We start from the raw sequence: 23392 nt of genomic DNA on the forward strand, positions 1-23392 counted from the left end.
GTCCTTCCGGTGGGCCGCCGTGTCACGTTGAAGGGAGGGTTGGAAGGGTGAGTCGGAAGGGCGGAGGCTGGAGGTTGGAGGCGGAGGCGGGGGCGGGGGCTGGAGGCTGAGGCCGAGGTCTGGAGGTCCGGGGGCACTGCATCCCGGCGACCCGGGTGCGGGTGCCGGGCCGGGGTCGGGGGCCGGGGCCGGGGGGGTTCCGGATGTGGACCGGCGTGCCGGGTACGGGCGCTCGTGGCTCAGTTCCCGGCGGCTGCGAGCCCGAGGGGCGCGGGGCCGGGCCGGTGGCGCCGCAGGGCCGGGTGGGTTCCGGCGATCCGGCGCCGCATTCTGCGGGCGACATAGGCGGCGTCCTGGCCGACCCCGTGCAGACCGTTGGAGAGAACGGTGTGCTGCCCCTCGATCCCGACGAAGGCGAGCCCGGGGTGGACGGTGGAGATGCCGTGGCGCTGACGGGGCAGCCCGCGTCGGTCCAGGGCGCCGATCGGCCGCAGATACTCCAGCGCGGGCCGGTAGCCCGTACCGAGGATGATCGTGTCGGTCTTCTCCACCCGGCCGTCGGCCCAGCGCAGTTCATCGCCGTCGGAGTCGGTGAACATGGGCAGCCGCTCGATGACGCCCCGGGCGAACGCCTCCCGGTGGATGCGGCTGGGGTCGGGGACGACGTTGTACGCCCGGGTCGTCGACAGCAGCAAGGGGCCCACGGGAAGCCGGAAGAGACTCTCGGTGAGCCGGGTCAGCCCCTCGTGCTGCGGCAGGATGTTCCAGTCGGTGAATCTGATGGGGCGCCTGCTGGCCAGGAGGGTGGGGGTCCGTTCGGCGAGTTCGACGGCGATCTGCACCGCCGAGCTCCCGGCGCCGACCACGACGATCCGCTGTCCCTCGAAGGGTGCGGGTGAGCGGTAGTCGGCCGTATGCAGGACCGTGCCCGTGAAGGAGGCGAGCGCGGGGAGCCCGGGCCGGTAGGGGTTGTCGAAGTTGCCCGAGGCGGCCACGACGACGCGCGCGTGGAGCGCGCCACCGTCATCGGTCGCGACGACATAGCCGTCGCGGTCGGCGAGGACCGAGACCACACGCTGTCCGGTACGGATCTCGCAGTCCAGCCGGGAGGCGTAGCGCCGCAGATAGCCGACGACCTCGTCCCGGACGGGCAGATGGTCACGGGGTGCGGGGAACGCCATCCCGGGCAGAGAGAAGAGGCGGGCGGGGCTGAAGGTCCGGAGGCTGTCGTAGTAGCGGGGCCAGGAGCCGACGGCCTCCGTTCCCGCCTCCAGCACGATGGGCTGGAACCCCTGGTTCCTCAAGGTGAAGGCGGCGGCGAGCCCTGACTGCCCGCCACCGATGACTATGGCCGTGTCCATGTACGCGCTGACTCCTCGCTGGTTCTGCCGGGTGTACCTCGCCGGGCGGCACCCGGTGGGGATGGGTGGGAGCGGTCAGGCTTCGGGGAGAGTCCAGGGGCGCCGAGGGGGCCGGGGGTCAGAGGCTGTGCGGGGAGGTGTGAGGGCGAGAGGTGCGGGACCGGGCCTCGGAGTAGGGGGCCAGAAGGCCGGGGTGGGGGGACGGGGCCCGGGGGCGGGCCCGGGATCCGGATAGGCGCTCGCTCCGCGAGCGAGGTGGGGGGAAGTGACGGTCAGGGTGGCGGACCGCCGCTGGGGGCGAGGTCGCGCGGCGGAACAGGGCCGGGGGTTCAGGTCGTGGGGCGGCGGCCGGCGGGGTCGGGCCATCCGTCAGACCGGGGTGCGGCGGGGAGGGGCGGGGAGACCGGACTCGACCTGCGCCAGGCCCTGGTCGACCAGCGTCGTCAGCGGGACGGTCCCGCCGAGCCGCCGCCAGTGCGTCATCGCCGCGTACAGGACGCCACCGACCACGTGGTAGACGAGCGTGGGGTAGGGGTCGTCCCGGTCCAGTCCCAGCCGTTCGGCGAGCGCGTCGACCTTCCGACGCTCGTCCTGGGCCTCCCAGGCGAGCGCGCGGGCGGTGAGCGTGGGATGGTCGCCGATCACCTCCAGCCGGACGAGCCACTCCTCGCGGTCCTCGTCCATCTGGGCCAGTTCGTCGCGCCAGGACGCGGCGAGCACCCGGAGCGGGGAGAGCCGCTCGGGCATCGAGGCGATCCGTTCGGCGGCCAGCCGCACCCCCTCGTTCTGGTCCGGGTAGGCCAGGAAGAGGGCGTCCTCCTTGCTGGCGAAGTAGTTGAAGAACGTCCTGGGGGAGACACCCACGGCGCCGCTGATGTCCTCCACCGTGACGCGGTCCAGGCCGCGCTCGGCGACAAGGCGCAGCGCGGTGGTCGCGAGCAGGCGATAGGTCTCCCGCCGCTTGCGCTCGCGGAGACCCTCTGGCCGCTCGCTCTGTCGAGTCCGTGTCACACGATCGACCGTAGCCCGATTTTTGCAGGACCTGCAACTTTTCATATCACGCAATAATTCCGCCCGCTCGGGCCGCCACCCTCGGTCACCATCGGCTGCCGGACGCCCCCTCAGCCCCGTACTGCTCCCCGCGCCGCTCCCCCTCGCTGCTCCCCGCGCGCCGGACGGGAGCGCCGGACGGGAGCGCCAGACCACGGCGGACGGGGCGCGGCGGGCCCGTGCGGCGGGAGGGGTCGCCCACCAGGGCGCGCGAAGGGGCCACGGGCGTGGGGCGCCGGGCGTCAGGCCGAGGTGCGTTTACGGGGGGACCTCTTGGCGGGCGCCGCCTTCTTCGCCGTGGTCTTGGCGGCGGCCTTCGCCGTGGTGCCGGTGCCGGCCTTCGCCGCCTTCTTCGTGGCCGTCGCGCTCGCCGTGGCCTTCTTCGCCGCCGCCTTCTTCCTCCGCCCCTTCAACGGGGTCACCTCCCCCACCCTCTCCCCCTCGCCACGCGACTCCCGGGCGGCCTTGACGCTGCTCTCCAGCGCGGCCATCAGATCGATGACCTTGCCGCCCTCCGCCGCCGTCTCCGCCGGGGCCACCGTCTCCCCGCCCTCGGCCTTCGCGGCGATCATCGCCTCGACCGCCTCGCGGTAGTCGTCGTGCAGCGAGTCCATGGCGACCTCGCCGAGCGTGTCCATGAGGGCGTCGGCCAGGTCGAGTTCGGCGTCGCGGATGGTGACGGCCGCGTCCGGCGCCACCCCTTCCGGGCGGCGGATCTCGTCCGGCCAGAGCAGACCGTGCATGGCGATCACATCGTCCACGACCCGGAGCATCCCCAGCCGCTCCCGCCCGCGCAGCGCGAACTTGGCCAGCGCCACCTTCTCGCTCCGCTTGAGGGCCTCGCGGAGCAGGGTGTAGGGCTTGGCGGCCGGGACGCCGTTGGCGGAGAGGTAGTACGCGGAGTCCAGCTGAAGCGGATCGATCGAGGAGGCGGGCACGAAGGCGACGATCTCGATCGTCTTGGCGGTGGGGATCGGCAGCGCCGCCAGATCCTCGTCGGTGATCGGGACGATCGACCCGTCCGCGTCCTCGTACCCCTTGCCGATCTCCTCCTGGGAGACCTCCTCGCCCTCCAGCTCGCAGACCTTGCGGTAGCGGATGCGCCCTCCGTCGGCGGTATGGATCTGGCGGAAGGAGACGGAGTGGTTCTCGGTGGCGTTCACCAGCTTGATCGGGATGCTGACCAGGCCGAAGGAGATCGCGCCATTCCAAATGGACCGCACCGGCGACCCCTCTCATCCGAGACGTATGAGATGCATGAGACGTATGAGATATGCAAGATGGGCGGGATACATGAGAAATAGTCGTTGGTGGGGATTTATGGCGTTTCGTGGGATTCTCATCGTATGACGCCGATCACGGAGGTGGCAGGGCGGCGGCTGAAGCTCAGCAATCTGGCCAAGGTGATCCACCCGGTCACCGGGACCACCAAGGGCGAGCTGCTGCACTACTACGCGGTCACCGCCGAGGCGCTCCTCCCCCATCTGGGGGACCGGCCGGTCTCCTTCCTGCGCTATCCGGACGGACCCGACGGCCAGCTCTTCTTCACCAAGAACCCGCCGCCCGGTACTCCGTCCTGGGTACGGACCACCCCCGTGCCCCGCTCCGACGACCCCGGCGCCCGTCAGGTGGTCCTCGATGACCTGCCGTCGCTGGTCTGGGCCGCCAACCTGGTGGTGGAGCTGCACACCCCGCAATGGCGGGCGCCCACGCCCGCCGTCGCCGACCGGATGGTCTTCGACCTCGACCCCGGGCCGCCCGCGACCGCCGCCGACTGCTGCGCGGTCGCCCTGTGGCTGCGGGAGCGGCTCGCGGCCGACGGACTGGAGTGCGGGGTGAAGACCTCCGGTTCCAAGGGGCTCCATCTGCTGGTGCCGATCGAGCCGACCCCGTCCCGTACGGTCTCCGCGTACGCGCGGGGACTCGCCGTCGAGGGCGAGGCCGCGCGGCCCGCGCTCATCACCCATCGGATGACCCGGGCGCTGCGACCGGGCAAGGTCTTCGTGGACCACAGCCAGAACGCCGCCGCCAAGACCACCGCCGCGCCCTACACCCTGCGCGCCCGTGCCCGGCCGACCGTCTCCGCGCCCCTGACCTGGGCGGAGGTGGAGGCACGCCACCCTCTGGAGCTGTCGCTGGACGAGATGGGCGACCGGCTGGAACGGCACGGGGACCTGCTGGGGTTCCTGCTGGATCCGGCCCGGGCGCGGGCGCTGCCGCCCTGATGGAGGTGGCGTGCCCATGCTGAGACCGCCCGTACGTGTCGCGGGAGCGCTGTCCGTCGGGACGCTGCCGACGGGGGACGGGCTGGCCTATGAGCCGAAGTTCGACGGACACCGTGTGGTGGTCTTCCGCCTCGATCAGGAGGTGGTGCTCCAGGCACGGTCGGGGCGGATCATCACGGCGGCCTTCCCCGATCTGGCGGCGGCCGCCGGGGTGCTGCCCGTGGGGACGGTGCTCGACGGGGAGGTCGTCGTCTGGTCCGAGGGGCGCACCGACTTCGCCGCCGTACAGCGGCGGGCCGCCGCGACCCCGGGCCGCGCCCCCGCGCTGGCGCGCCGGCTGCCCGCCTCGTACGCGGCGTTCGATCTTCTCGCGGACCGGGGCGAGGACATCCGTGGCTGGTCGTACGCACGCCGGCGGCGCGCCCTTGTCGCGCTCCTCGCGCCGCTGGGCCCACCGATCCAGGCGGTGCCGATGACCCAGGACCCCCGGGAGGCCACCGAGTGGTACACCACCCTGCCCGCGATCGGGGTCGAGGGCCTGGTGGTGAAACGACTCGACCAGGGCTACCGGGTACGGGGGCGCGCCTGGTCGAAGCTGCGGCACACGGCGGTGCGGGACGCGCCCGTCCTCGGGTTCACGGGCACCGCGCGCCGGCCTGAGGCCCTGGTCGTGGCGGTGCCGGACGATGACACGCCCCAGGTGTCGGCCCCGCTGTCGGCACCGCTGCGGGCGGAGGCGGCCGACGCTCTGGTACGAGAGGTTCCGGAGGGAACAGCGGTGTCAGGGCGACCAGAGAAGCGGGAGAGTCCGGGGCTGCCCCTGGGGGTGGCGATGGCGGCGGGGCGCGGTGAGGTGACGTACCAGCCGGTACGGGCAGGGGTGATCGCGGAGGTCGCGTCCCCGACCACCCGCCACCCCAGCGTCAGCATCACCGTGCTGCGGCTCCGTCTCCCCCAGGACCTGCCGGAGGGTACGCGGGAGGAACCGTAGGAGGGCGCGTCGGAAGACCCGCCGGAGGGTACGTGGGAGGAACCCTCGGGCGACCCGCCGGACGACCACCGGGCGACCCGCCGGAGGACCCGCCCCGGGGCCTTCCGCGCCGACGGGCCGGACCGGCCCCGTGAGGACAAGAACCCCTCGTACCGCTTCCGTACCGCGAGCGGTGGTGGGCGCTCACGTTCACGCCTCCAGCCAGGTGTGCCGGTCGCGGGCGCGGACGTAGAGGGTGTGGACCGCCGCCGGGGCGTGGCGTGGCGTCAGTCGCCTGATGAGGCCCGCGATGCCGGTGAGCGCGGCGAAGCCGGTACGCCCCGTCCGCGCGTCCTCGCCCACCACCAGCACCTCCCGTGGCACCGCCGCCACCTCCAGCCGCGCCGCGCCCACCACCACCAGGGCCGCCCGGACCTCGGCCCCCAGCACCCGTTCCGCGCGCTCCGCGCGCCAGCGTGTCCGGCGCAGCAGGGGCACCGGCTCGCCGCGCCCCGCCCGTACCGTTCCGCCCGCCACCCGTACCCGCAGCCCGCACGCCGCGATGGTGTGGATGGCCAGCACCCCGCCCACCCCGATCGCGAGATGGTCGATCCGGTCCGCCCCCGGCAGTGGCACGGAGTGCAGAATCCGCCAACCCCCACCCTCCAGCGGATCCAGCGCCTCGCCGACCACCCTCTCGGCCGCTAGCTGCGCGAACGCCCCTCGGCGGCGGTCCGGCAGCAGTCGCCGCCGCCCTCCCCGGCCACGGTGCTCCAGCTCGCCCCGCAGGAGTTCGCCGGGTCGGTTGGGGGCCAGATCGTCATCGGGGTGGAGCGTCAGCCCGGCGAGGTCCACGGCGGTGGGCACGGGCGGCGGACCGACCGTGAAATCCCCGACCAGATAGGGCGCGAGGGCCTCCAGCACGGCGTCACGGCGCCCTTCGGAGACCAGGCTGACCCGGCCCCGGCCGGCGCCACCCCCGCCCCTGTCGTACCACGCGACGGGACGGCCGTCGGGCAGCGAGACGTAGAGCCGGTCCCGCCCGCCCCGGTGTGCCGGTGTGACCCGTAACGCCGTCATGGCACCACTCCCCGACCGCCTACGATCGCACTCCGAACCATGGGAACAGCCATGTGGCCTTCTGAGCAATAACCCCGCGAGGTCCGGGCTGTGGTGCAGACTCTCCCCAGGCGCGCGCTTCCAGCGCATCGTTCTGGGCGAGGAGTCCCGGGAGAACGGGGCGCGGAGTCCCGGCGGGGTTTGGGGAGGGGGCAGGCGTGTTCGGGGGCATCGAAGAGGTGCGGTGGGCCGCGCTGGAGCATGCCTACGGTCCGGCCGTCGACGTGCCGGAGCTGCTGTACGGTCTGGCGTCGCCCGACCCGGCCGAGCGCGAGGCCGCGCTGGACGGGATGTACGCGGCGGTGCACCACCAGGGCGACGTCTACGACTCGACGCTCGCCTGCATACCGTTTCTGCTGGAGCTGGTGGGTGATCCCTCGGTCCAGGACCGTGGCGGTGTGGTCGAACTCCTCACCAGCATCGGCTGTATCGACCTCGACGGCGATGACGAGCTGGACCCCGACGACGAGGAGTTCGAGTACGCCGCGAACTACGCCATGGCGGCCTCGGCCGTGACGGCGGGCGCGGACGTCTTCCTCGCCCTGATCGACTCCGAGGACCGGGGCGTGCGGCTCGCCGTCCCGCTGGCGCTGGCGACCCTGCACGGCGAGCCCGAGCTGGTGCTCGGGCTGCTGCGGGAGCGGCTGAAGGTCGAGCGCGACCCGGAGGTGCGGCTGGCCTGTGTGGAGGCCGGGGGGCGGATCGCGCTGCGGCACGCCTGGCTGGCCCCGGAGGTGGTGGAGTGGCTGGTGGAGCTGGCCCAGCTGCCGTTCGGTGCCTTCGGCGCGGGGGCGCCCGCGCTCCCCCGCGGCCAGGGTGAGCCCGCGCCGGGCCTCCGGTACGAGCGGGGTGGACCCGCCCCGGCGCGCCCGTACGGCCAGGGCGAACCCGCGCCCGACCTCCCCTACGAGCCGTATGAGCCCTACGGGCCGTATGAGCGTCACGAGCCGCACGAGCAGCGCGGAACCGCGCCCACCCCTCGGCTCACTCCGGGCACCCCCCTCCCGTACGACACCGCCGAACCACCCCCCTGTAACAGCTACGACAACGGCGACAGCCACGACAGCTACGACAGCTACGACAGCCGGGACGCCGCCGACACCACCGCCGGGCCCTTCCCGTACCGGCGCGGCGCGGCCCCCGCCCCGGCCGACCCGCCCGACGCGCATGACGCCGGGCTCCGGCTCTCCGCGCTCGCGCAGCTCGCCCGCTGCGCGCCCGGCACCCTGCCGGACGACATCGTCACCGGCGTGACCCGGCTGCTGCGGGAGCTGCGCGGCGAACGCCTCACCGCCCCGGGGCGGCGCCGGGACCCGGCCACCCCGGCGGGCCGCCGCGCCCCCTGGACCGGCGATCTGCTGCGCGCCCTGCACTCCGGGCTCGGCGACCGGGTCGAGGACCGTACCGCGCTCCTGTCCGACCAGCTCCGCAGCCCGGACCCGGCCCAGCGGATCGACGCGGTACGGATGAGCAGCGGCCTGCTGCGGACCTGGCGCGGGGAGTACGCGGAGCTGGTCCGGCTCGTCGGAGAGCAGCTCCAGCGCGGCGAACCCCGGCTCGCGGACGCCGCCGCCACCGCGCTCGGGGAGCTGTTCGGCCTGGCGGCCCCCGCCGCCGACGCGCTCGCGGACTATGTGGTCGCCGAGCCGGGGCGCTGGGTGCAGGAGTGGACCGGCGGCCCCCGCATGCTCGGCAGCGCGGTGGCGGCGCTGGCGCGGAGCGGGGACGCCCGGGTGGTGCCGGTGCTCGGCCGGATGCTGGAGCTGCCGGAGGCGCCCCAGGATCTGGGCTATCTGCTGGAGCATCTGGGTCCGGCGGCGCTGCCGCTGGCGCCCGCGCTGCGCCGCCGGCTGGCGGAGACCCGGCTGGATGACCGGCTGTACGACCTGGCGGGCCCGTTGCTGTCGGGGCTGACGGCGTTGCGGGCCAGTGACGCGATGCCGGAGGTACTGCGGGTGTTGCGGGGCGCCCCGGCGTATCGCCGTGAGTGGGTGGTGGAGCTGGTGCTGCGGGCGCTGGTCGCCTTCGGCCCGGCCGCGCGGGCGGCGGTTCCGGAGTTGCGGGCGCTGCTGGAGCGGGCCGCGGTCACCGGTCCCGGGCCGGGATCGGCCGTTCCGGGGGCGTTCGGTGCCAAGACGGCCGGTGCGCTCTGGGCGGTGGAAGGCGACGCGGAACCGATTCTTCCGGTGCTGCGCGCGGCGCTGGCGGCCCCGGACTCGGGCGCCCGGCGCTCGGCCGCCGCCGTGCTCGGCTCCATGGGGGAGGCCGCCGTGGACGCGGCCCCGGCGCTGCGCGCCCTGCTGCGGGCGGCGGACCCCTGGACCCGGGTGGACGCGGCCCTGGCGCTCTGGCGGATCACCGGCGATCCGGGGCGGTCCTGGCCGGTGCTGGCGGCCGCGTGGGAGGCGCTGCCGTTCACCCGGGTCCCCATCGCGGAGCGCCTCGCCGAGCGCACCCCGGGCACCCGGGAGCCGGTGGCGACCGACGTCACGGGCGCGGGCACACTGCTCCGCGCCGAGTTGTCCCGCCGCCGCAGGCACAACGCGATCGACGGCGGGTACGGGAGTCATGACATCGTGAGGGACGAGAAGCTGCTGGCCCTGTGCCGGCGCGCGCTGACCAGGGAGAGACCCGCATCATGATCATCTTTGGTACGAAGGGCTATCTGCACCAGCTCGCGATACTGACCCTCGTCTGCGGCTCCTGCGGCAATCCGGCCGCCCACACGCTGCGCAGGCGGGTCACCAAGTTCACCCTCTTCTTCATCCCGCTCTTCCCGGTCTCCACGAAGTACTCCACGCAGTGCACCTTCTGCGGCGCGGAACAGAAACTCACCCAGCAGCAGTCCGACCAGCTCATGGCCCAGCACGCGGCCCAGAGCGCGTCCGGCGGCGGCGCCCTGGGCGCGCCCCCGCAGTCGGGCCACCCCTACCAGCGCTGACGCCCGGCCCGCCGCCGGGGCAGCCCCGGCCCCGGGCCTGGTACGCCCCCGTATCCTCCCCGCCGCCTCGGGGCCCCGGCGGCGGGGAGCCTAAGGTGGGGGTCGACCCGACTCCCGTCCGGCGAGGAGAACCGTGCCCCCGCGCCCCCATCGCCCGCTGCTCGCGGCGGCCCTGACGGCCCTGGCCACGGTGTTCGTGGGCGGGCTCGCGGGCTGCGCCGACCCGGGCGGCCTGGAGAGCGCGGGCCCCACCCCCACCGCCACCGGACCGGTACGGCTCTGGCCCGATCTGCCGCCGGTCACGGCCCCTCCGTACGACTACGGCGAGACCGACACCGCGCTCATCGACGGGCTCACCGTCCCCGAGCAGGGGGTCCGGGCGCTCGATCCGCTCCAGGTGCTGCGCAAGGAGATCGGGCCGGAGCGCGGCGGCCCGGGCACCGTGGACGGGCTGTACCCGGAGACCGCCGACCGGCTGCGCTCCTGCGGGCCCCGGCGCTCCCCGTGCCCGCTGCTCCGCCCGCACTACCGCGATCTGACCGGCGACGGCCGGGAGGAGCTGATCGTGGGCCTGACCATGCCGGAGCAGCAGACGGCGGTGCGCGTCTACACCCCCGAGCGCCGGTCGGGCTCCAAGCAGACCGTGACCATGGTGCTGCGGCGGGTCCTGGCCACCTACGACCAGCTGGTCAGCGTGGAGGTGGCCGGACGGGATCTGGTGACGCGTTCGGTGTCGGCGGGGATCCCGGGGTACGAGTACCGGACCGTGTGGTCCTGGGACAGCCGCACCCGGGCGCTGCTGCCCGCGCGCGACGAGATCGTCCAGGTCACCAAGGCGCCCACCGGCCCGCCGGAACGGGTGCGGCCGTCCGGCGGCGCGACCTCACCGCGACCGGCGGAGAACCCGTGAGCCGACTCCGATCCCGGCCCCGACCCCGGCTCCGACCCCGGCTCCGGCTGCCGCGCTGGACCGCGACCCTGACCTGGAAGGCCGCCGTCTTCATCACCGTGATGTGCTGCGCGCTCGCCGCGCTGCTCGGCGCGCTGGTGCACGCGGCGGTCACGGACCAGACCGTGGACCAGGCGCGCGAGAAGGCGCTGGGGAAGCTGACCGAGGTCGCCTCCGAGTACGAGGTGGGGGCGCCCCTGCCCCCGTACGCGGGCGTCGACCCGGCCGGGCTGCCCGCCTCCCTGCGGGAACTGGCGCTCCGCGGCGAACGCGGCACCATGGTCGCCACCCACGCGGGACGGCCGGTGATGTGGGCCGCCGCGCCCGCCGACGGGCACGCGCTCGCGGTCCGCGTCGACTACACCCTCAGCGCGCGCACCATCACCGGACTCGACCGGGCCATCCTCGGCTCCTCGGTGCTGGCGATCGGGGCGACACTGCTGGTGGGGGCGTTCGCGGTGACCCGGGTGACCCGTCGGCTCCACCTCACCGCCCAGGTGGCGCGGCGGATCAGCGCGGGCGACCTCGACGCCCGCGTCAACGACCCGCGCACCCGGCGGCCGGGCCGCCCCCAGGACGAGGTGGCGACCGTCTCCGGCGCGCTGGACACCATGGCCTCCTCGCTCCAGCGCAAACTCCAGACCGAACAGCGCTTCACCGCCGATGTCGCCCATGAGCTGCGGACCCCGCTCACCGGGCTCTCCGCCGCCGCCGAACTGCTGCCCGAGGGCCGCCCCACGGAGATGGTCCGCGAACGGGTACGGACCATGCGGGCGCTCACCGAGGACCTGCTGGAGATCTCCCGGCTCGACGCGGGCGGCGAGACCGTGGAACTCGACATCCTCCCGCTCGGACCCCTCGCGGAACGGGTGGTCCGGGCGTCCGGGGCGGTGACGGAGATACGGATCGCGCGCGACGAACCCGTCGAGACGGACGCCCGGCGGCTGGAGCGGGTCCTCGGCAACCTCGTCGCCAACGCGCACCGGCACGGCGCCGCGCCCGTCGTCCTCACCATCGACGGGACCGTGGTCACCGTGACCGACGGGGGGCCGGGCTATCCGGAGTACCTGCTGGCGCACGGGCCCGCCCGCTTCCGTACGGAGGGCGGGGGGAAGGGGCATGGGCTGGGGCTGACGATCGCGGTGGGCCAGGCGGCCGTCCTGGGTGCCAGCCTCACCTTCACCAACCCGCCATCCGGCGGCGCCCAGGCCCGCCTCACCCTCCCCACCAACTAGACCTCGCCGCCGACGGCACGGCGCGGGCCCGGGCACGGGCACGGGCACACGGGCACACGGTGCGGGCCTGGGCACGGGCACGGGCACGGGCGCATGGACACACGGCGCGGGGGTACGGGCGCGAGGGCGAGCGAGCGAGCGGGCGGCGCGAGCGGGCGGCGCGGGCGGGCGGCGCGGGCGGGCGGGCGGCGCGGGGACATGGACGCATGGGCACGGCGCGGGCAGGACGAGCAGAGCGGACATCAGCGACATAGCACCCACGTCTTGTTACGTTGCGGGGCATGCGCGCCCCCACCGCCACCCCCCACCGCCGTGGCGTCGAACTCTCCCTCCTCCTCTGCGCCGTCCTCATCTCCGCCACCGGCTACGCCTCCGTCGGCCTCGCCACCACCGGCACCCTCCCCCCGGACACCCTCCGCCACGCCACCGGCCTCGGCGCCCTCGCCCTGCTCGCGCATCTCGCGGTCCGGCTGCGCGCCCCGCACGCCGACCCGCTCCCCCTCCCCATCGCCGTGCTCCTCAACGGCCTCGGTCTGGTCCTCATCCACCGGCTGGACCAGGAGACCCCGGGCGAGGCCGCCGCCCCCACCCAGCTGCTCTGGTCGACCCTGGGGGTGGCGCTCTTCATCGTCGTGGTGGTGCTGGTCCGGGATCACCGGGCGCTCCAGCGGCATGCCCGGCTCTGTGTCACCGCCGCGCTCGCGCTGATGATCGTGCCGATCTTCTTCCCCGCCGTGAACGGCGCCCGGATCTGGGTGCGGCTGGCCGGGTTCTCGTTCCAGCCGGGTGAGTTCGCCAAGATCCTGCTGGCGGTCTTCTTCGCCGCGTACCTCGCCGCCAACCACCGGACCCTGGCCCGCGCGGGCCGCCGGATCTGGTGGCTGCGGCTGCCCAGCGGGCGGGTGCTGGGGCCGGTGCTGGGGGTCTGGCTGATCAGCGTCGGTGTGCTGGTCCTCGAACGCGACCTCGGGACCTCGCTCCTCTTCTTCGGCCTCTTCGTGACCGTGCTCTACGTCGCGACCGGGCTCACCGGCTGGATCGCGGTGGGGCTGCTGCTCGCGGCGGCGGGGGCGTTCGCGGTCGGGACGCTGGAGCCGCATGTGCACGGCCGGGTGGAGGACTGGCTGGACCCGTTCGCCTCCATCACGGCGGGCCGGGGCCCGAGCCAGGTGGCACAGTCCCTCTTCGCGTTCGGGGCGGGCGGGCTGCTGGGCACCGGTCTGGGCCTCGGCCACTCCACCCTGATCGGGTTCGCCGCCAAGTCGGACTTCATCCTGGCGACGGCGGGCGAGGAGCTGGGGCTGGCCGGTCTGACCGGTGTGCTGCTGCTCTACGCGCTGCTGGTGGCGCGCGGCTATCGGGCCGGGCTCTGTCTGCGCGACCCTTTCGGACGGCTGCTGGCCGTGGGGCTGGCCTCGATCCTCGCGCTCCAGGTCTTCGTGATCACGGGCGGGGTGACCGGGCTGATCCCGCTGACCGGGATGGCGATGCCCTTCCTGGCGCAGGGCGGTTCCTCGGTGGTGACCAACTGGGTCATCGTCGCCCTGCTGATCCGGGTGAGCGACGCGGCCCGGCGCCCGGAACCCGTCCCGGACCGGCTCCCCCTGACACAGGGGGCGCACCCATGACCCGCGCCCCCCACCCGCTCCCCCTGACGCGAGGAGAGCGCCCGTGATCCGCCAGATCCGCCGCTCGGCCGTGCTCGGTCTGGTGCTGCTCTCCGCCCTCCTGGTCAATATCGCCCGGGTCCAGCTCGTCGACGCCCCCGAGCTGGACCACAACCCGGCCAACCGGCGCCCCGCCATCGCCCGCTACCAGGAACCGCGCGGTGATATCCGCGTCGGCCGTGGCGCCGTCACCGGCTCCCGCGACTCCGGGCAGCAGCTCCGCTACGAGCGTGTCTACACCGACGGCCCGCTCTACGCCCCGGTGACCGGGTTCTCCTCCCAGACCTACGGCACCAGCCTGGTGGAGCACGCCGAGGACGCCGTACTGGCCGGGACGGCGCCGTCGCTGACGGCGTTCCCGCTCTGGCACGACCTCACCCGGGGCCGCCCGCCCGCCGGTGATGTCCTCACCACCATCGACCCCATGGCACAGCGCGCCGCTTACGAGGGACTGGACGGCCGCCGGGGCGCGGTGGCGGCCCTGGAACCGGCGACCGGCCGGATCCTGGCGCTGGTCAGCAGCCCTTCGTACGATCCGTCGGCGCTCTCCGGCACGGGACGGACGGTACGGACGGCCTGGGCGCGGCTGAACGCGGCCCGCACCCAGCCCATGCTGAACCGGGCGCTCCACCAGAGCTATCCGCCGGGCTCGACGTTCAAGATCGTGACGGCGGCGGCGGCGCTGGACGCGGGCGCGGTCGGGGACGCCGACGCCCCGACCGACACCCCCGACCCGTATGTACTGCCCGGCACCCGCACCCGGCTGCCCGACGCGGTCAAGGGCTGCGCGGGCGCCTCCCTGGCCGCCGCGCTGACCTGGTCCTGCAACACGGTCATGGCCCATCTGGGCACCCGGGTCGGGCTGACCCGGATGCGGGAGACCGTGCGCGCCTTCGGCTTCAACGACCGGGGCCTGCGGATCCCCTCGCCGGTCGCGGCGTCGACCTTCGACACCCGGATGTCGGCGGACCAGCTCGCGCTCTCCTCGATCGGCCAGTTCAACACGACCGCGACCCCGCTCCAGATGGCGATGGTGTCGGCGGCGGTCGCCAACGGCGGCGCCCTGATGACCCCGTATCTGGTGGAGCGGACCCAGACCGCGGGCGGCCGGATCCTGCACCGGACCCACCCCCGGCTCTACGACCGCCCGATGAACGCCTCGACCGCCCGCCAGCTGCGGCGGCTGATGGTCCGGGTGGTGGAGCAGGGCACCGGCGCCAACGCGGCGATCCGGAACGCGACCGTCGGCGGCAAGACGGGCACCGCCCAGCACGGCCTCGGCAACTCCGGCACGCCCTACGCCTGGTTCATCTCCTGGGCCCAGGCCGATGACGCCCCGCGCCCGGGTGTCGCGGTCGCGGTGGTCGTGGAGGACGCGGAAGCGGTACGGGGGCATATCAGCGGCGGCGGCAGCGCGGCCCCCATCGCCCGCGCGGTGATGGCGGCCGCGCTCTGGCGGGACGATCCGCTCGACCCCGCCCAGGACCCGCTCGACCGCACCCACGATCCGCTCGATCCCGCCGGGGACCCGCTCGATCCCACCCCGTGAGAAAGGGGTTGCGTCACCGCACGAACGTTCGGTTACCGTGCGCCCATGATCCCGTACCAGCTCGCTCAGGTGAACATCGCCCGGATGATCCACCCCCTCGACTCCCCCGAGATGAAGGACTTCACCGACGCCCTCGACCCGGTCAACGCCGTGGCGGACGCCTCGGACGGCTTCGTCTGGCGGCTGACGGGCGGCGAGGGCGACGCGACCGACCAGCGGATCTTCGAGGACGACTGGATCCTGGTCAATATGTCCGTCTGGCGCGACGCCGACGCCCTGAAGGCGTTCATGTACGCCGGACTCCACCGCGAACTGCTCCGCCGCCGCCATGACTTCTTCGCCCGGGTCCAGGAGGCCATGTCCACCCTGTGGTGGGTGGAGCCGGGCCACCGCCCCACGGTGAAGGAGGCGGAGGAACGACTCCTGCTGCTGCGGGAGAAGGGGCCGACGGAGGAGGCGTTCACACTGGGACGGCTCTTCCCGCCGCCGTCGGCCCCGTGACCTGCTAGAGGGCCCTGAAGCCCCGTCGACCTGCCGCCGTGAGATCGATATCCATGGCGAACGGACGGTCCACGACCAGTTGTTTGTGGTGGATCCCCGTCAGGCCATAGGTCCGGGTGGCCGGGTCACGCTCGTATGTGTAGACCACCGGCAGCCCTTCGCTCTCCTCCACCCTCCAGAAGTGAGGAACACCCGCCTGGGCGTACTTCACGGGCTTGATCTCACGGTCCCGTTCCAATGAGTCCTCCGAGACCACCTCCACCGCGAGCACCACGTCCGACGGATGGAACGAGGTCTGCCGGGGCCCAGTGTCAGCGTCTAACGGAACCACCAGCACATCGGGCTCCGGCCGGTTCCGCCTGTCCACGTTCAGTGTCATCTCGGCGATGGCCTCCAGATGCTCCGGCGCCAGCGCGGTCAGGACCTGAACCAGAAAGTGGATCGTCCGAGCGTGGAAACGCGTCTGCGGACTCATGAAAACAAGGTTCCCGTCGATCAGCTCGGTGTGTGGAGGAAGGTCGGGAAGCCTGTCGAGGTCGTCAGCCGTCCAGCCCTCGGCCGGCGGACGAGGCCAGGGGTACTGCTCGTCCTGCACGTGTTCACGCGCGGCGCTCATGATTGCTCCCATGCGGCCGGAGTCTGCCTGACCTCACGAGCCTACCCACGGGGTACGACACAGCACTCCGCGTACGGGTGAACCACGGGGGCGTGTTGACGTACGGACCCCTGTCCAGGTCCGCACGCCCCATCGGCGGACACGGCCAGACCAAGCACGCTCCCGCCGCGCCGCCACGCCGGAACGAGGCCCGCCCTACCCCGCCGCCGCCCCCTCCTCGATCGCCGCCGCCACCTCCGCCACCCGTTCCCGTTCCTCCGCCGCGAAGCGCCGGCGGTCCAGTTCCTCCGCGATCTCCTCGTCCTGGGTCATCAGCAGGTCCAGGTTGGCGTCGCCGAACTCGAAGACGCCCATGTCGACGTAGGCGCGCTGGAGGCGCTCGCCCCAGAGTCCGATGTCCTTCACACAGGGCACGATCCGGGCGAACAGCAGCTTCCGGAAGAGCTGGAGGGACTCGGACCGCTCGGCCAGCTGATCGGCCTCCTTCGGGGGGATGCCGAAGTTCTCCAGCACCTCGGCGCCCTTGAGCCGGTTCTTCATCAGATAGCAGCCCTCGATCACGAAGTCCTCGCGCTCGCGCAGCTCCGCGTCGCTGAGCTGGCGGTAGTAGTCACGCAGGGCCATCCGGCCGAAGGCGACATGGCGGGCCTCGTCCTGCATCACATAGGAGAGGATCTGTTTCGGCAGCGGCCGGTCGGTGGTGTCGCGCAGCAGGCCGAAGGCGGCCAGCGCGAGTCCCTCGATCAGGACCTGCATACCGAGGTAGGGCATGTCCCAGCGGGAGTCGCGCAGGGTGTCGCCGAGCAGGCCCTGGAGGTTGTCGTTGATGGGGTAGAGCATTCCGACCTTCTCCTGGAGGAAGCGGCCGTATATCTCGGCGTGGCGGGCCTCGTCCATGGTCTGGGTCGCGGAGTAGAACTTGGCGTCCAGGTCGGGCGCGGACTCCACGATCCGCGCGGCGCAGACCATCGCGCCCTGCTCGCCGTGGAGGAACTGGCTGAACTGCCAGGCGACATAGTGGCGCCGCAGCTCGGCGATGTCGTCCCGGCTCATCGTGGACCAGTACGGGGTGCCGTAGAGGGCGAGCAGTTCGTCGGGGGTGCCCAGCGGGTCGTACGGGTCGACTTCCAGGTCCCAGTCGATCCGCTTGGCCCCGTCCCACTGCTTGTCCTTGCCCTTCTGGTAGAGGGCGAGGAGCCGGTCGCGGCCCTCGTCGTACTCCCAGGTGAAGCGGGCGGCGCCGGACGCGGGCACCTGCCACCGGGGGGAGTCGGGCGGGAGGACGTAGTGGTCGTACGTCGACATCGGATCGGCTCCTTCGCCTCATGGACCGTCGGTGCGGGCTTACTTGGGCGTTACTCGGAGGTTCCCGTCGCAGGCTCACACTTGGTAGACGCGTAGTCAACAAGTCGCGCGTCAGGGATTGACGGGCTTGCTGACAAGGAGTCTCATCATGGGCATGACGACCGTGACCGACCGCGACATCAGTCTCCTCCGCGACGCCCTCGGCCCGCTGCGGGACCGGGAACAGGTCGCCGCGCGCCTGCTGGAGTCCTCCGCCCGGCACTCCTTCGACCCGGACCGCGAACTGGACTGGGACGCCCCGCTGGTGGACGGCGCGTGGTTCTGGCCGCCGGAGCTGCTCTCCCTCTACGACACCCCGCTGTGGGACCGGATGTCGCAGGACCAGCGGATCGAGCTCTCCCGCCACGAGGCCGCCTCGCTGGCCTCCCTCGGCATCTGGTTCGAGATCATCCTGATGCAGCTGCTGGTACGGCACATCTACGACAAGCCGGTGACCAGCAACCACGTCCGCTACGCCCTCACCGAGATCGCCGACGAGTGCCGCCACTCGATGATGTTCGCCCGGATGATCGAGAGGAACGGCACCCCGGCCTACCCGGTGCCCCGCGTCTACCACCACATCGCCCGCGTGCTGAAGACCTGCTCGACCACCCCGGGCTCGTTCGCCGCCACCCTGCTCGGGGAGGAGATCCTCGACTGGATGCAGCGGCTGACCTTCCCCGACGAGCGGGTGCAGCCCCTGGTACGCGGGGTGACCCGGATCCATGTGATCGAGGAGTCCCGCCATGTCCGCTACGCCCGCGAGGAGCTGCGCCGCCAGATGGTGACCGCGCCGCGCTGGGAGCGGGAACTGACCCGGATCAGCTCCGGGGAGGCCGCCCGGGTCTTCTCCGTCTGCTTCGTCAACCCGGCCGTGTACGAGAAGGTCGGGATCGACCGCCGTACCGCCGTCGCCCAGGTGCGCGCCAGCGCCCACCGGCGCGAGGTGATGCAGACGGGCGCCCGCAGGCTCACCGAGTTCCTGGACGACATCGGAGTGCTGCGGGGCCCCGGGCGGGCACTCTGGCGCAAGTCGGGACTGCTCGCCTGAACAGCGAGCGGAACGGCGACCAGGACCGCGGCCAGCACGGCGAGCGGGACCGCGGCCAGCACCGCGGCCAGGACCGCGGCCAGGACCGCGGGCCGAACGACGAGCGGGACAGCGCGCCGAAGGGCGGACGGAACGGCGAGCGGGGCCGGGAACGGAACAGGCGGCGGGGCCGGGAGCAGGCCCCGGAGCCGGACCGGGCCCCGGACCGGGAACGCACCGGGCAGCCGGACGTCCGGTGGAGGGACGAGCCGGGCACCGGCCTGAACACCCCCTCCAGGGGGTGCGGTTACCCTGCGGTCATGACCAGTCCCGCTCCGGCGACCCGCGCGTACCGACGGCTGAGTGTCGAGGAGCGCCGCGCGCAACTCCTCGCGGCAGCGCTCCGGCTCTTCGCGCACCACCCACCGGAGGAGGTCTCCCTCGACGATGTCGCGGAGGCGGCCGGGGTCTCCCGGCCGCTCGTCTACCGCTACTTCCCGGGCGGAAAGCAGCAGTTGTACGAGTCCGCGCTCCGCTCCGCCGCGGACGAGCTGGAGGAGTGCTTCGCCGTCCCGTCCGAGGGCTCACCGACGGCCCGCCTCGGCCTGGTCCTCGACCGCTACCTCCTCTTCGTGGACGAGCACGACGCCGGGTTCAGCGCGCTCCTGCGCGGCGGCAGCGTCGCGGAGACCTCCCGGACGACCGCGATCGTCGACGAGGTGCGCCGGGCCGCGGCCGAGCAGATCCTGGTCCACCTGGGCGTACCGGAGCCGGAGCCGCGGCTGCGGATGCTGGTGCGCACCTGGATAGCGGCGGTGGAGGCGGCGTCCCTGATCTGGCTGGACGAGGGGAAGCAGCCCCCGGCCCCCACCCTGCGGGACTGGCTGGTCGACCAGCTGATCGCGCTGCTGACGGCCACGGCGGCGACGGACGCGGAGACCCGCACGGCGATGGCCGGACTGGCGAGCCTGGAGCACCCGGACGGCCCGGTCTCCCGCCTCGCCCGCGCCGTCTCCCCCTTGCTGCGGGAGCTTCCCGGGGCCTGCGGGACGGAGTAGCGCGCGCCGCGCCGCGACCGGCGCGGCGGCCCGGCCGCGGCGTCGGCTGATCCGCCGGTGCGTCATCCGGCGACACCGCCCCGCCCAGGACGGGCGCCCTCGCGCGCTGTCGCCCGCTCCGGCGCGGTCAGACAGGTGTGCCGGGCGGTGGCGCGGCGGCGTCGCCGGGCCGCCGCACGGCACCGGCCGCGGCGCAGGCTTCCGGATCGTAGCCCCCGGTCAGCGCCGTGGCGGCGATCATGGCGTCCAGCCTGTCCCGCGCGGCCAGCAGGCCCGCCACGGCCTCGTCGACGCGTTCACGTTCCCGGTTCAGGTCGGGCAGCATGCCGGAACAGGCGGGGGCCAGGGTCTGCCCGTCGTCGACCATGCAGGGCATCAGTTCGGCGATCGTGGCGGTGTTGAGACCGGCGCCGAGGAGCATGCGGATGCCCCGGACGGTGGCGATGTCCTCGTCCGCGTACTCGCGGTATCCACTGGGCCGCCGCGACGGCCTGAGCAGTCCCTGCTCCTCGTAATAGCGCAGCAGGCGCTGGCTGACCCCGGTCCGCCGGGAGAACTCCCCCATGCGCATGTGACGATCACCACGTCCAGTTGACTCTCACACCGATGTGAGACAGCAGTCTATTCCGCATGACGAACCAGCCATCAGCAAGCTCACAGCTCACTCCCGTCACGGTCATCGGCCTCGGCCCGATGGGTCTCGCCCTCGCCGGGGCACTTCTGGAACGCGGCCATCCCACGACCGTCTGGAACCGCACCCCGGAGCGGGCCGACCGTCTTGTCACCCGGGGCGCCCACCGGGCGGGGACCGTCGCCGAGGCGGTGTCCGCGAGTCCCGTCACCATCATGTGTCTCAAGGACTACGCGACGATGTACGCGATCTCCGCGTCCGCCGGTGACGCCCTGAAGGGCCGCGTCCTGGTCAACCTCAACTCCGGTACACCGCAGGAGGCGCACGCGGCGGTCGGCTGGGCGGCCGAGCGGGGCGCCGACTACCTGGACGGCGCGATCATGGTGCCGCCGCCGCTCGTCGGGCGCCCCGAGTCCGTCTTCCTCTACAGCGGGCCCCGGGACGTCTTCGACCGGCACCGGACGACGCTGGAGAGCATGGGCGGCCCTCGGTACCTCGGCTCCGACCCCAGCCTGGCGGTGCTGTACAACGCGGCACTGCTCGGCATGATGTACGCGACCATGAACGGCTTCCTGCACGCCACGGCGCTGGTCGGGTCGGCGGGCGTATCGGCCGTCACGTTCGCCGATCTCGCACTCGACTGGTTTGTGCCCTCGGTGGTGAACCCGACCCTCATCGCCCAGGCTCCCGAACTGGACAGCGGTCACTACCCCGGCGACATCGGCACCATGGAGATGAACCTCAGCGCGCTGGAGCACATCACCCGCACCTCGGTGGAGCAGGGCGTCCACTCCGACCAGCCGCGGCTGATGAGGACGATCGCCGAGCGGGCCATCGCCGAGGGCCACGGCGGCGAGAACTACCTGGCCGTGTTCGAGGTCTTCAAGCAGGCGTCGCCCTAACCACCCAGCCCCGGCAGCACCCGCGTGCCGAACGTCTCGATCGCCGCCAGGGCGTCCCGCTGCGACAGCCCTGGCGGCTGGACCCGCAGGATCACCCCGTCCGCGCCCATCTCCCCGTAGGCCGCGAGCCGTTCCGTACAGCGCTGGACGGAACCGACCACCGACCGCGCCTCGATGTCGTCCCACTCCTGGGCGTACCGCCCGGCGTCCATGGAGGTGCGCTTCCAGGTGCCGTACGCGTCGTAGAGCTTGCGCAGCGGGAGTTCCAGGGTGGCGCGGGCCTGCTGGGAGCGGGCGGCGGCGAAGCCCTCGCGGCAGACGATGACCTCCTTGCCGAGACTGGCCGGTCCCACCGGGTACGAGAGGTACTCGGCGATCTTGGCCGGGAGTTCGGCGTCGGTCTCGTTGAACGAGGTGGTCCAGCCGTCGCAGAGCCGGGCCGTGCGCTCCAGGACGGCGGAGACCCTGCCCCCGTTCCAGATCCGGGGCCGGGGCGACTGGAGCGGACGGGGCGACAGGAAGGCGCCCTCCAGTGAGGTCCAGCGTCCCCGGTGGCTGACCTCGTCCTCGGTCCACAGCCGGGTCAGCAGCTCCAGGCCCTCCTCGAACCGGGGGACCCGCTCCCTCGGCTCCGTCCCGTACAGCGTGAACTCCTCCGGCCGGTAGCCGAGCACGAACCCCGCCGTGAGCCGCCCCCCGGACAGCACATCGATATGGGCGAGGGTCTCCGCCAGCCAGACCGGGTGGTAGACGGGGGCGAGCAGCCCGGCCGTCGCCAGTCCGACGCGGTCGGTGTGGGCGGCGAGATAGGTGAGCGAGGTCAGCGCCTCGTGATAGCCCGGCCGGTGGAGGTGGCGCTCCCCCAGGACCACCCAGTCGAACCCGGCCTCCTCCGCGAGCCGGGCCTGTTCCACCGCGTCGGCGAGCCGGGGCCGGTCCGCCGGGTCCGCGTAGAGGTTGAGGTAGAGACCGAGGCGCGGGGCTCGCCGGGGAGGTTGCGGCGGCTGGGTCATAGGACTGAGCCTTTCCTTTACGGTCCGGGCCGTAAAGGCTAGCGTGAAGCCACCCAGCGCGACAGACGGGAGAGACGCCATGTCCGCGACGCCCGCACCCCTCGCAGCACAGACGCTGATCCGCCGACTGCGGGGCACACTGCTGCCCGCCGTCATCACCCCGATGGACGCGCGCGGGGTCGTCGACCTCCCCGCCCTGGAGTCCTACGCCGAACACATCGCCGCCCAGCGGATCGGCGGCGTCGCCGTCTGGGCGCACACCGGCCGGGGCCTCCATCTCACCGAGGCCGACCGGGAACGCGTCCTGCGGGTATGGCGCGCCGCCGTCGACGCGCCGGTCGTGGCCGCCGTGGGCGTACCGCGCTCGGTGCGCCCCGGGACCGCGCGGGAAGCCGTCGACGCGACCGTGGAGATGGCCGGACACGCGGCCGACCTCGGCGCCGACGCGGTGATGGTCTATCCGCTGGCCGCGCTCGCGGACCAGCCCGACCCGACGGCGGCGGCCCTGGACTGCCATGACCGGGTGGCGCGCGAGAGCGGACTGCCGGTCATCGGTTTCTTCCTCCACGGCGAGGCGGGCGGCTACCCCTACCCACCCCGACTGGTGCGGGAGCTGCTGGCCCGCCCCGCCGTCGCGGGCCTCAAACTGGCCACCCTGGACCGGGCCATGGCCTGCCAGGACGCGATCCGCGCCGCCGAGGGCAGCGGAAAGCTGGTGCTGACCGGCGAGGACCGGATGTTCGGCCCCTCCCTGATGTGGGGCTCCGACGCGGCGCTCGCCGGGATCGCGGCGGCGCGGGTCGGGCTCACCGGAGCCGTCCTGGACACCTGGACGGCGGGCGACCACGCGGGCTTCGTCCGGGCGTCGGGGCGCCTGGACCGGTTCGCGGAGGTGAGCTTCCGGGCGCCGATCGAAGGCTACGTGCGGCGGATGATGTGGGCGGCGGTGTGGGAGGGCCTGATCCCCGAGTCGGCCGCGCACGACCCCTACGGCCCGCGCCTGCCCCTGAGTGAACGCGACGCCCTCGTCCGGGTCCTGGAGTCCCTCGCCCACGAGAAGGACCTCGCCTAGCGGGCCCTTGGGCTCAGGCGGGCGGGGGCTCGCGCACCGCCTCGGGCCCAGGTCGGCAGGGGCACGCGGGCGGACCCGGGCGGGCACCGGCTCGCGTGCCGCCCCAGCTCAGGCCGCACCGGCTCGCGCGCCACCTCGGCCTCAGACCAGCACCGGCTC

The 23392-nt window shown here is 73.3% G+C and carries 21 protein-coding genes; 13 read left to right on the forward strand and 8 right to left on the reverse strand.

Translation table 11 applies throughout. The features are described 5' to 3' along the window. Positions 1 to 239 precede the first annotated feature (239 nt). The 3 genes from ACFVIM_RS04715 to ACFVIM_RS04725 all read right to left on the reverse strand — a co-directional run bounded on the left by ACFVIM_RS04715 (position 240) and on the right by ACFVIM_RS04725 (position 3634). The gene (locus ACFVIM_RS04715; RefSeq protein WP_384298432.1) at positions 240 to 1361 is read right to left on the reverse strand and encodes a flavin-containing monooxygenase; all 1122 of its coding nucleotides are present in this window, start codon (positions 1359 to 1361) and stop codon (positions 240 to 242) included. A gap of 369 nt (positions 1362 to 1730) precedes the next feature. Beyond that, positions 1731 to 2372 (reverse strand): TetR/AcrR family transcriptional regulator, encoded by a 642-nt coding sequence (locus ACFVIM_RS04720; protein ID WP_384298435.1) that lies wholly within the window; start codon positions 2370 to 2372, stop codon positions 1731 to 1733. A 281-nt stretch (positions 2373 to 2653) separates the two neighbouring features. After that, on the reverse strand, positions 2654 to 3634 hold the full coding sequence (locus ACFVIM_RS04725; RefSeq protein WP_384298437.1) for a Ku protein: 981 nt from the start codon (positions 3632 to 3634) through the stop codon (positions 2654 to 2656). A gap of 123 nt (positions 3635 to 3757) precedes the next feature. Here ACFVIM_RS04725 and ligD point away from each other — a divergent pair, with 123 nt between their 5' ends. After that, a complete protein-coding gene (gene ligD / locus ACFVIM_RS04730; RefSeq protein WP_384298440.1) occupies positions 3758 to 4636 on the forward strand; it encodes a non-homologous end-joining DNA ligase in 879 nt (292 codons plus the stop codon). A 16-nt stretch (positions 4637 to 4652) separates the two neighbouring features. Beyond that, positions 4653 to 5627, forward strand: coding sequence for an ATP-dependent DNA ligase (locus ACFVIM_RS04735; protein ID WP_384298550.1), 975 nt, complete (start codon positions 4653 to 4655; stop codon positions 5625 to 5627). A gap of 189 nt (positions 5628 to 5816) precedes the next feature. On the opposite strand, the gene ACFVIM_RS04740 is transcribed toward ACFVIM_RS04735, so the two are convergent. Then, positions 5817 to 6686 carry a nuclease-related domain-containing protein gene (locus ACFVIM_RS04740; protein WP_384298442.1) on the reverse strand — a complete coding sequence of 290 codons (870 nt, stop codon included), beginning with the start codon at positions 6684 to 6686 and terminating at the stop codon, positions 5817 to 5819. A gap of 197 nt (positions 6687 to 6883) precedes the next feature. On the opposite strand from ACFVIM_RS04740, the gene ACFVIM_RS04745 reads away from it, so the two are divergent. The 7 genes from ACFVIM_RS04745 to ACFVIM_RS04775 all read left to right on the forward strand — a co-directional run bounded on the left by ACFVIM_RS04745 (position 6884) and on the right by ACFVIM_RS04775 (position 15567). Continuing rightward, positions 6884 to 9367 (forward strand): hypothetical protein, encoded by a 2484-nt coding sequence (locus tag ACFVIM_RS04745; protein ID WP_384298445.1) that lies wholly within the window; start codon positions 6884 to 6886, stop codon positions 9365 to 9367. Further along, positions 9364 to 9666: a zinc-ribbon domain-containing protein gene (locus ACFVIM_RS04750; RefSeq protein ID WP_384298448.1), complete on the forward strand. Its 303-nt coding sequence runs from the start codon at positions 9364 to 9366 to the stop codon at positions 9664 to 9666. Before ACFVIM_RS04745 ends, ACFVIM_RS04750 begins: the two co-directional genes overlap by 4 nt. 133 nt (positions 9667 to 9799) lie before the next feature. Next, positions 9800 to 10576, forward strand: a complete 777-nt coding sequence (locus tag ACFVIM_RS04755) for a hypothetical protein (RefSeq protein ID WP_384298451.1) — start codon at positions 9800 to 9802, stop codon at positions 10574 to 10576. A gap of 101 nt (positions 10577 to 10677) precedes the next feature. After that, positions 10678 to 11850 carry an ATP-binding protein gene (locus ACFVIM_RS04760; RefSeq protein WP_384298553.1) on the forward strand — a complete coding sequence of 391 codons (1173 nt, stop codon included), beginning with the start codon at positions 10678 to 10680 and terminating at the stop codon, positions 11848 to 11850. Between the two features lie 281 nt (positions 11851 to 12131). Further along, positions 12132 to 13478, forward strand: a complete 1347-nt coding sequence (locus ACFVIM_RS04765) for an FtsW/RodA/SpoVE family cell cycle protein (protein ID WP_384298454.1) — start codon at positions 12132 to 12134, stop codon at positions 13476 to 13478. 43 nt (positions 13479 to 13521) lie between these two features. Beyond that, on the forward strand, positions 13522 to 15066 hold the full coding sequence (locus tag ACFVIM_RS04770; RefSeq protein WP_384298457.1) for a penicillin-binding transpeptidase domain-containing protein: 1545 nt from the start codon (positions 13522 to 13524) through the stop codon (positions 15064 to 15066). Between the two features lie 45 nt (positions 15067 to 15111). Next, a complete protein-coding gene (locus ACFVIM_RS04775) occupies positions 15112 to 15567 on the forward strand; it encodes a DUF3291 domain-containing protein (RefSeq protein WP_384298460.1) in 456 nt (151 codons plus the stop codon). A 4-nt stretch (positions 15568 to 15571) separates the two neighbouring features. Here ACFVIM_RS04775 and ACFVIM_RS04780 read toward each other — a convergent pair whose 3' ends face one another. Both ACFVIM_RS04780 and ACFVIM_RS04785 read right to left on the reverse strand, forming a co-directional pair. Continuing rightward, positions 15572 to 16183 (reverse strand): Uma2 family endonuclease, encoded by a 612-nt coding sequence (locus ACFVIM_RS04780; protein ID WP_384298463.1) that lies wholly within the window; start codon positions 16181 to 16183, stop codon positions 15572 to 15574. A 195-nt stretch (positions 16184 to 16378) separates the two neighbouring features. Then, positions 16379 to 17488 (reverse strand): ferritin-like domain-containing protein, encoded by a 1110-nt coding sequence (locus ACFVIM_RS04785; RefSeq protein ID WP_384298466.1) that lies wholly within the window; start codon positions 17486 to 17488, stop codon positions 16379 to 16381. Positions 17489 to 17642: 154 nt separating this feature from the next. Here ACFVIM_RS04785 and ACFVIM_RS04790 point away from each other — a divergent pair, with 154 nt between their 5' ends. Together ACFVIM_RS04790 and ACFVIM_RS04795 are read left to right on the forward strand one after the other, a co-directional pair. Continuing rightward, positions 17643 to 18578, forward strand: a complete 936-nt coding sequence (locus ACFVIM_RS04790) for a diiron oxygenase (RefSeq protein WP_384298555.1) — start codon at positions 17643 to 17645, stop codon at positions 18576 to 18578. 299 nt (positions 18579 to 18877) lie between these two features. Further along, the gene (locus ACFVIM_RS04795) at positions 18878 to 19615 is read left to right on the forward strand and encodes a TetR/AcrR family transcriptional regulator (protein WP_384298469.1); all 738 of its coding nucleotides are present in this window, start codon (positions 18878 to 18880) and stop codon (positions 19613 to 19615) included. A 127-nt stretch (positions 19616 to 19742) separates the two neighbouring features. On the opposite strand, the gene ACFVIM_RS04800 is transcribed toward ACFVIM_RS04795, so the two are convergent. Next, entirely contained in the window at positions 19743 to 20186 is a 444-nt protein-coding gene (locus tag ACFVIM_RS04800; protein ID WP_384298471.1) for a MerR family transcriptional regulator, read from the reverse strand. A gap of 59 nt (positions 20187 to 20245) precedes the next feature. Here ACFVIM_RS04800 and ACFVIM_RS04805 point away from each other — a divergent pair, with 59 nt between their 5' ends. Then, positions 20246 to 21148 (forward strand): NAD(P)-dependent oxidoreductase, encoded by a 903-nt coding sequence (locus tag ACFVIM_RS04805; RefSeq protein ID WP_384298474.1) that lies wholly within the window; start codon positions 20246 to 20248, stop codon positions 21146 to 21148. Here ACFVIM_RS04805 and ACFVIM_RS04810 read toward each other — a convergent pair. Continuing rightward, on the reverse strand, positions 21145 to 22161 hold the full coding sequence (locus tag ACFVIM_RS04810) for an LLM class flavin-dependent oxidoreductase (protein ID WP_384298477.1): 1017 nt from the start codon (positions 22159 to 22161) through the stop codon (positions 21145 to 21147). The two genes, ACFVIM_RS04805 and ACFVIM_RS04810, sit on opposite strands and share 4 nt — an antisense overlap. Before the next feature lie 79 nt (positions 22162 to 22240). Between ACFVIM_RS04810 and ACFVIM_RS04815 the strand changes: the two genes are divergently transcribed. Next, complete coding sequence (locus ACFVIM_RS04815) at positions 22241 to 23233, forward strand: dihydrodipicolinate synthase family protein (RefSeq protein ID WP_384298480.1); 993 nt, start codon at positions 22241 to 22243, stop codon at positions 23231 to 23233. Positions 23234 to 23392: the final 159 nt, after the last annotated feature.

The organism is Streptomyces sp. NPDC057638, assembly GCF_042800315.1.
Taxonomy (GTDB): domain Bacteria; phylum Actinomycetota; class Actinomycetes; order Streptomycetales; family Streptomycetaceae; genus Streptomyces.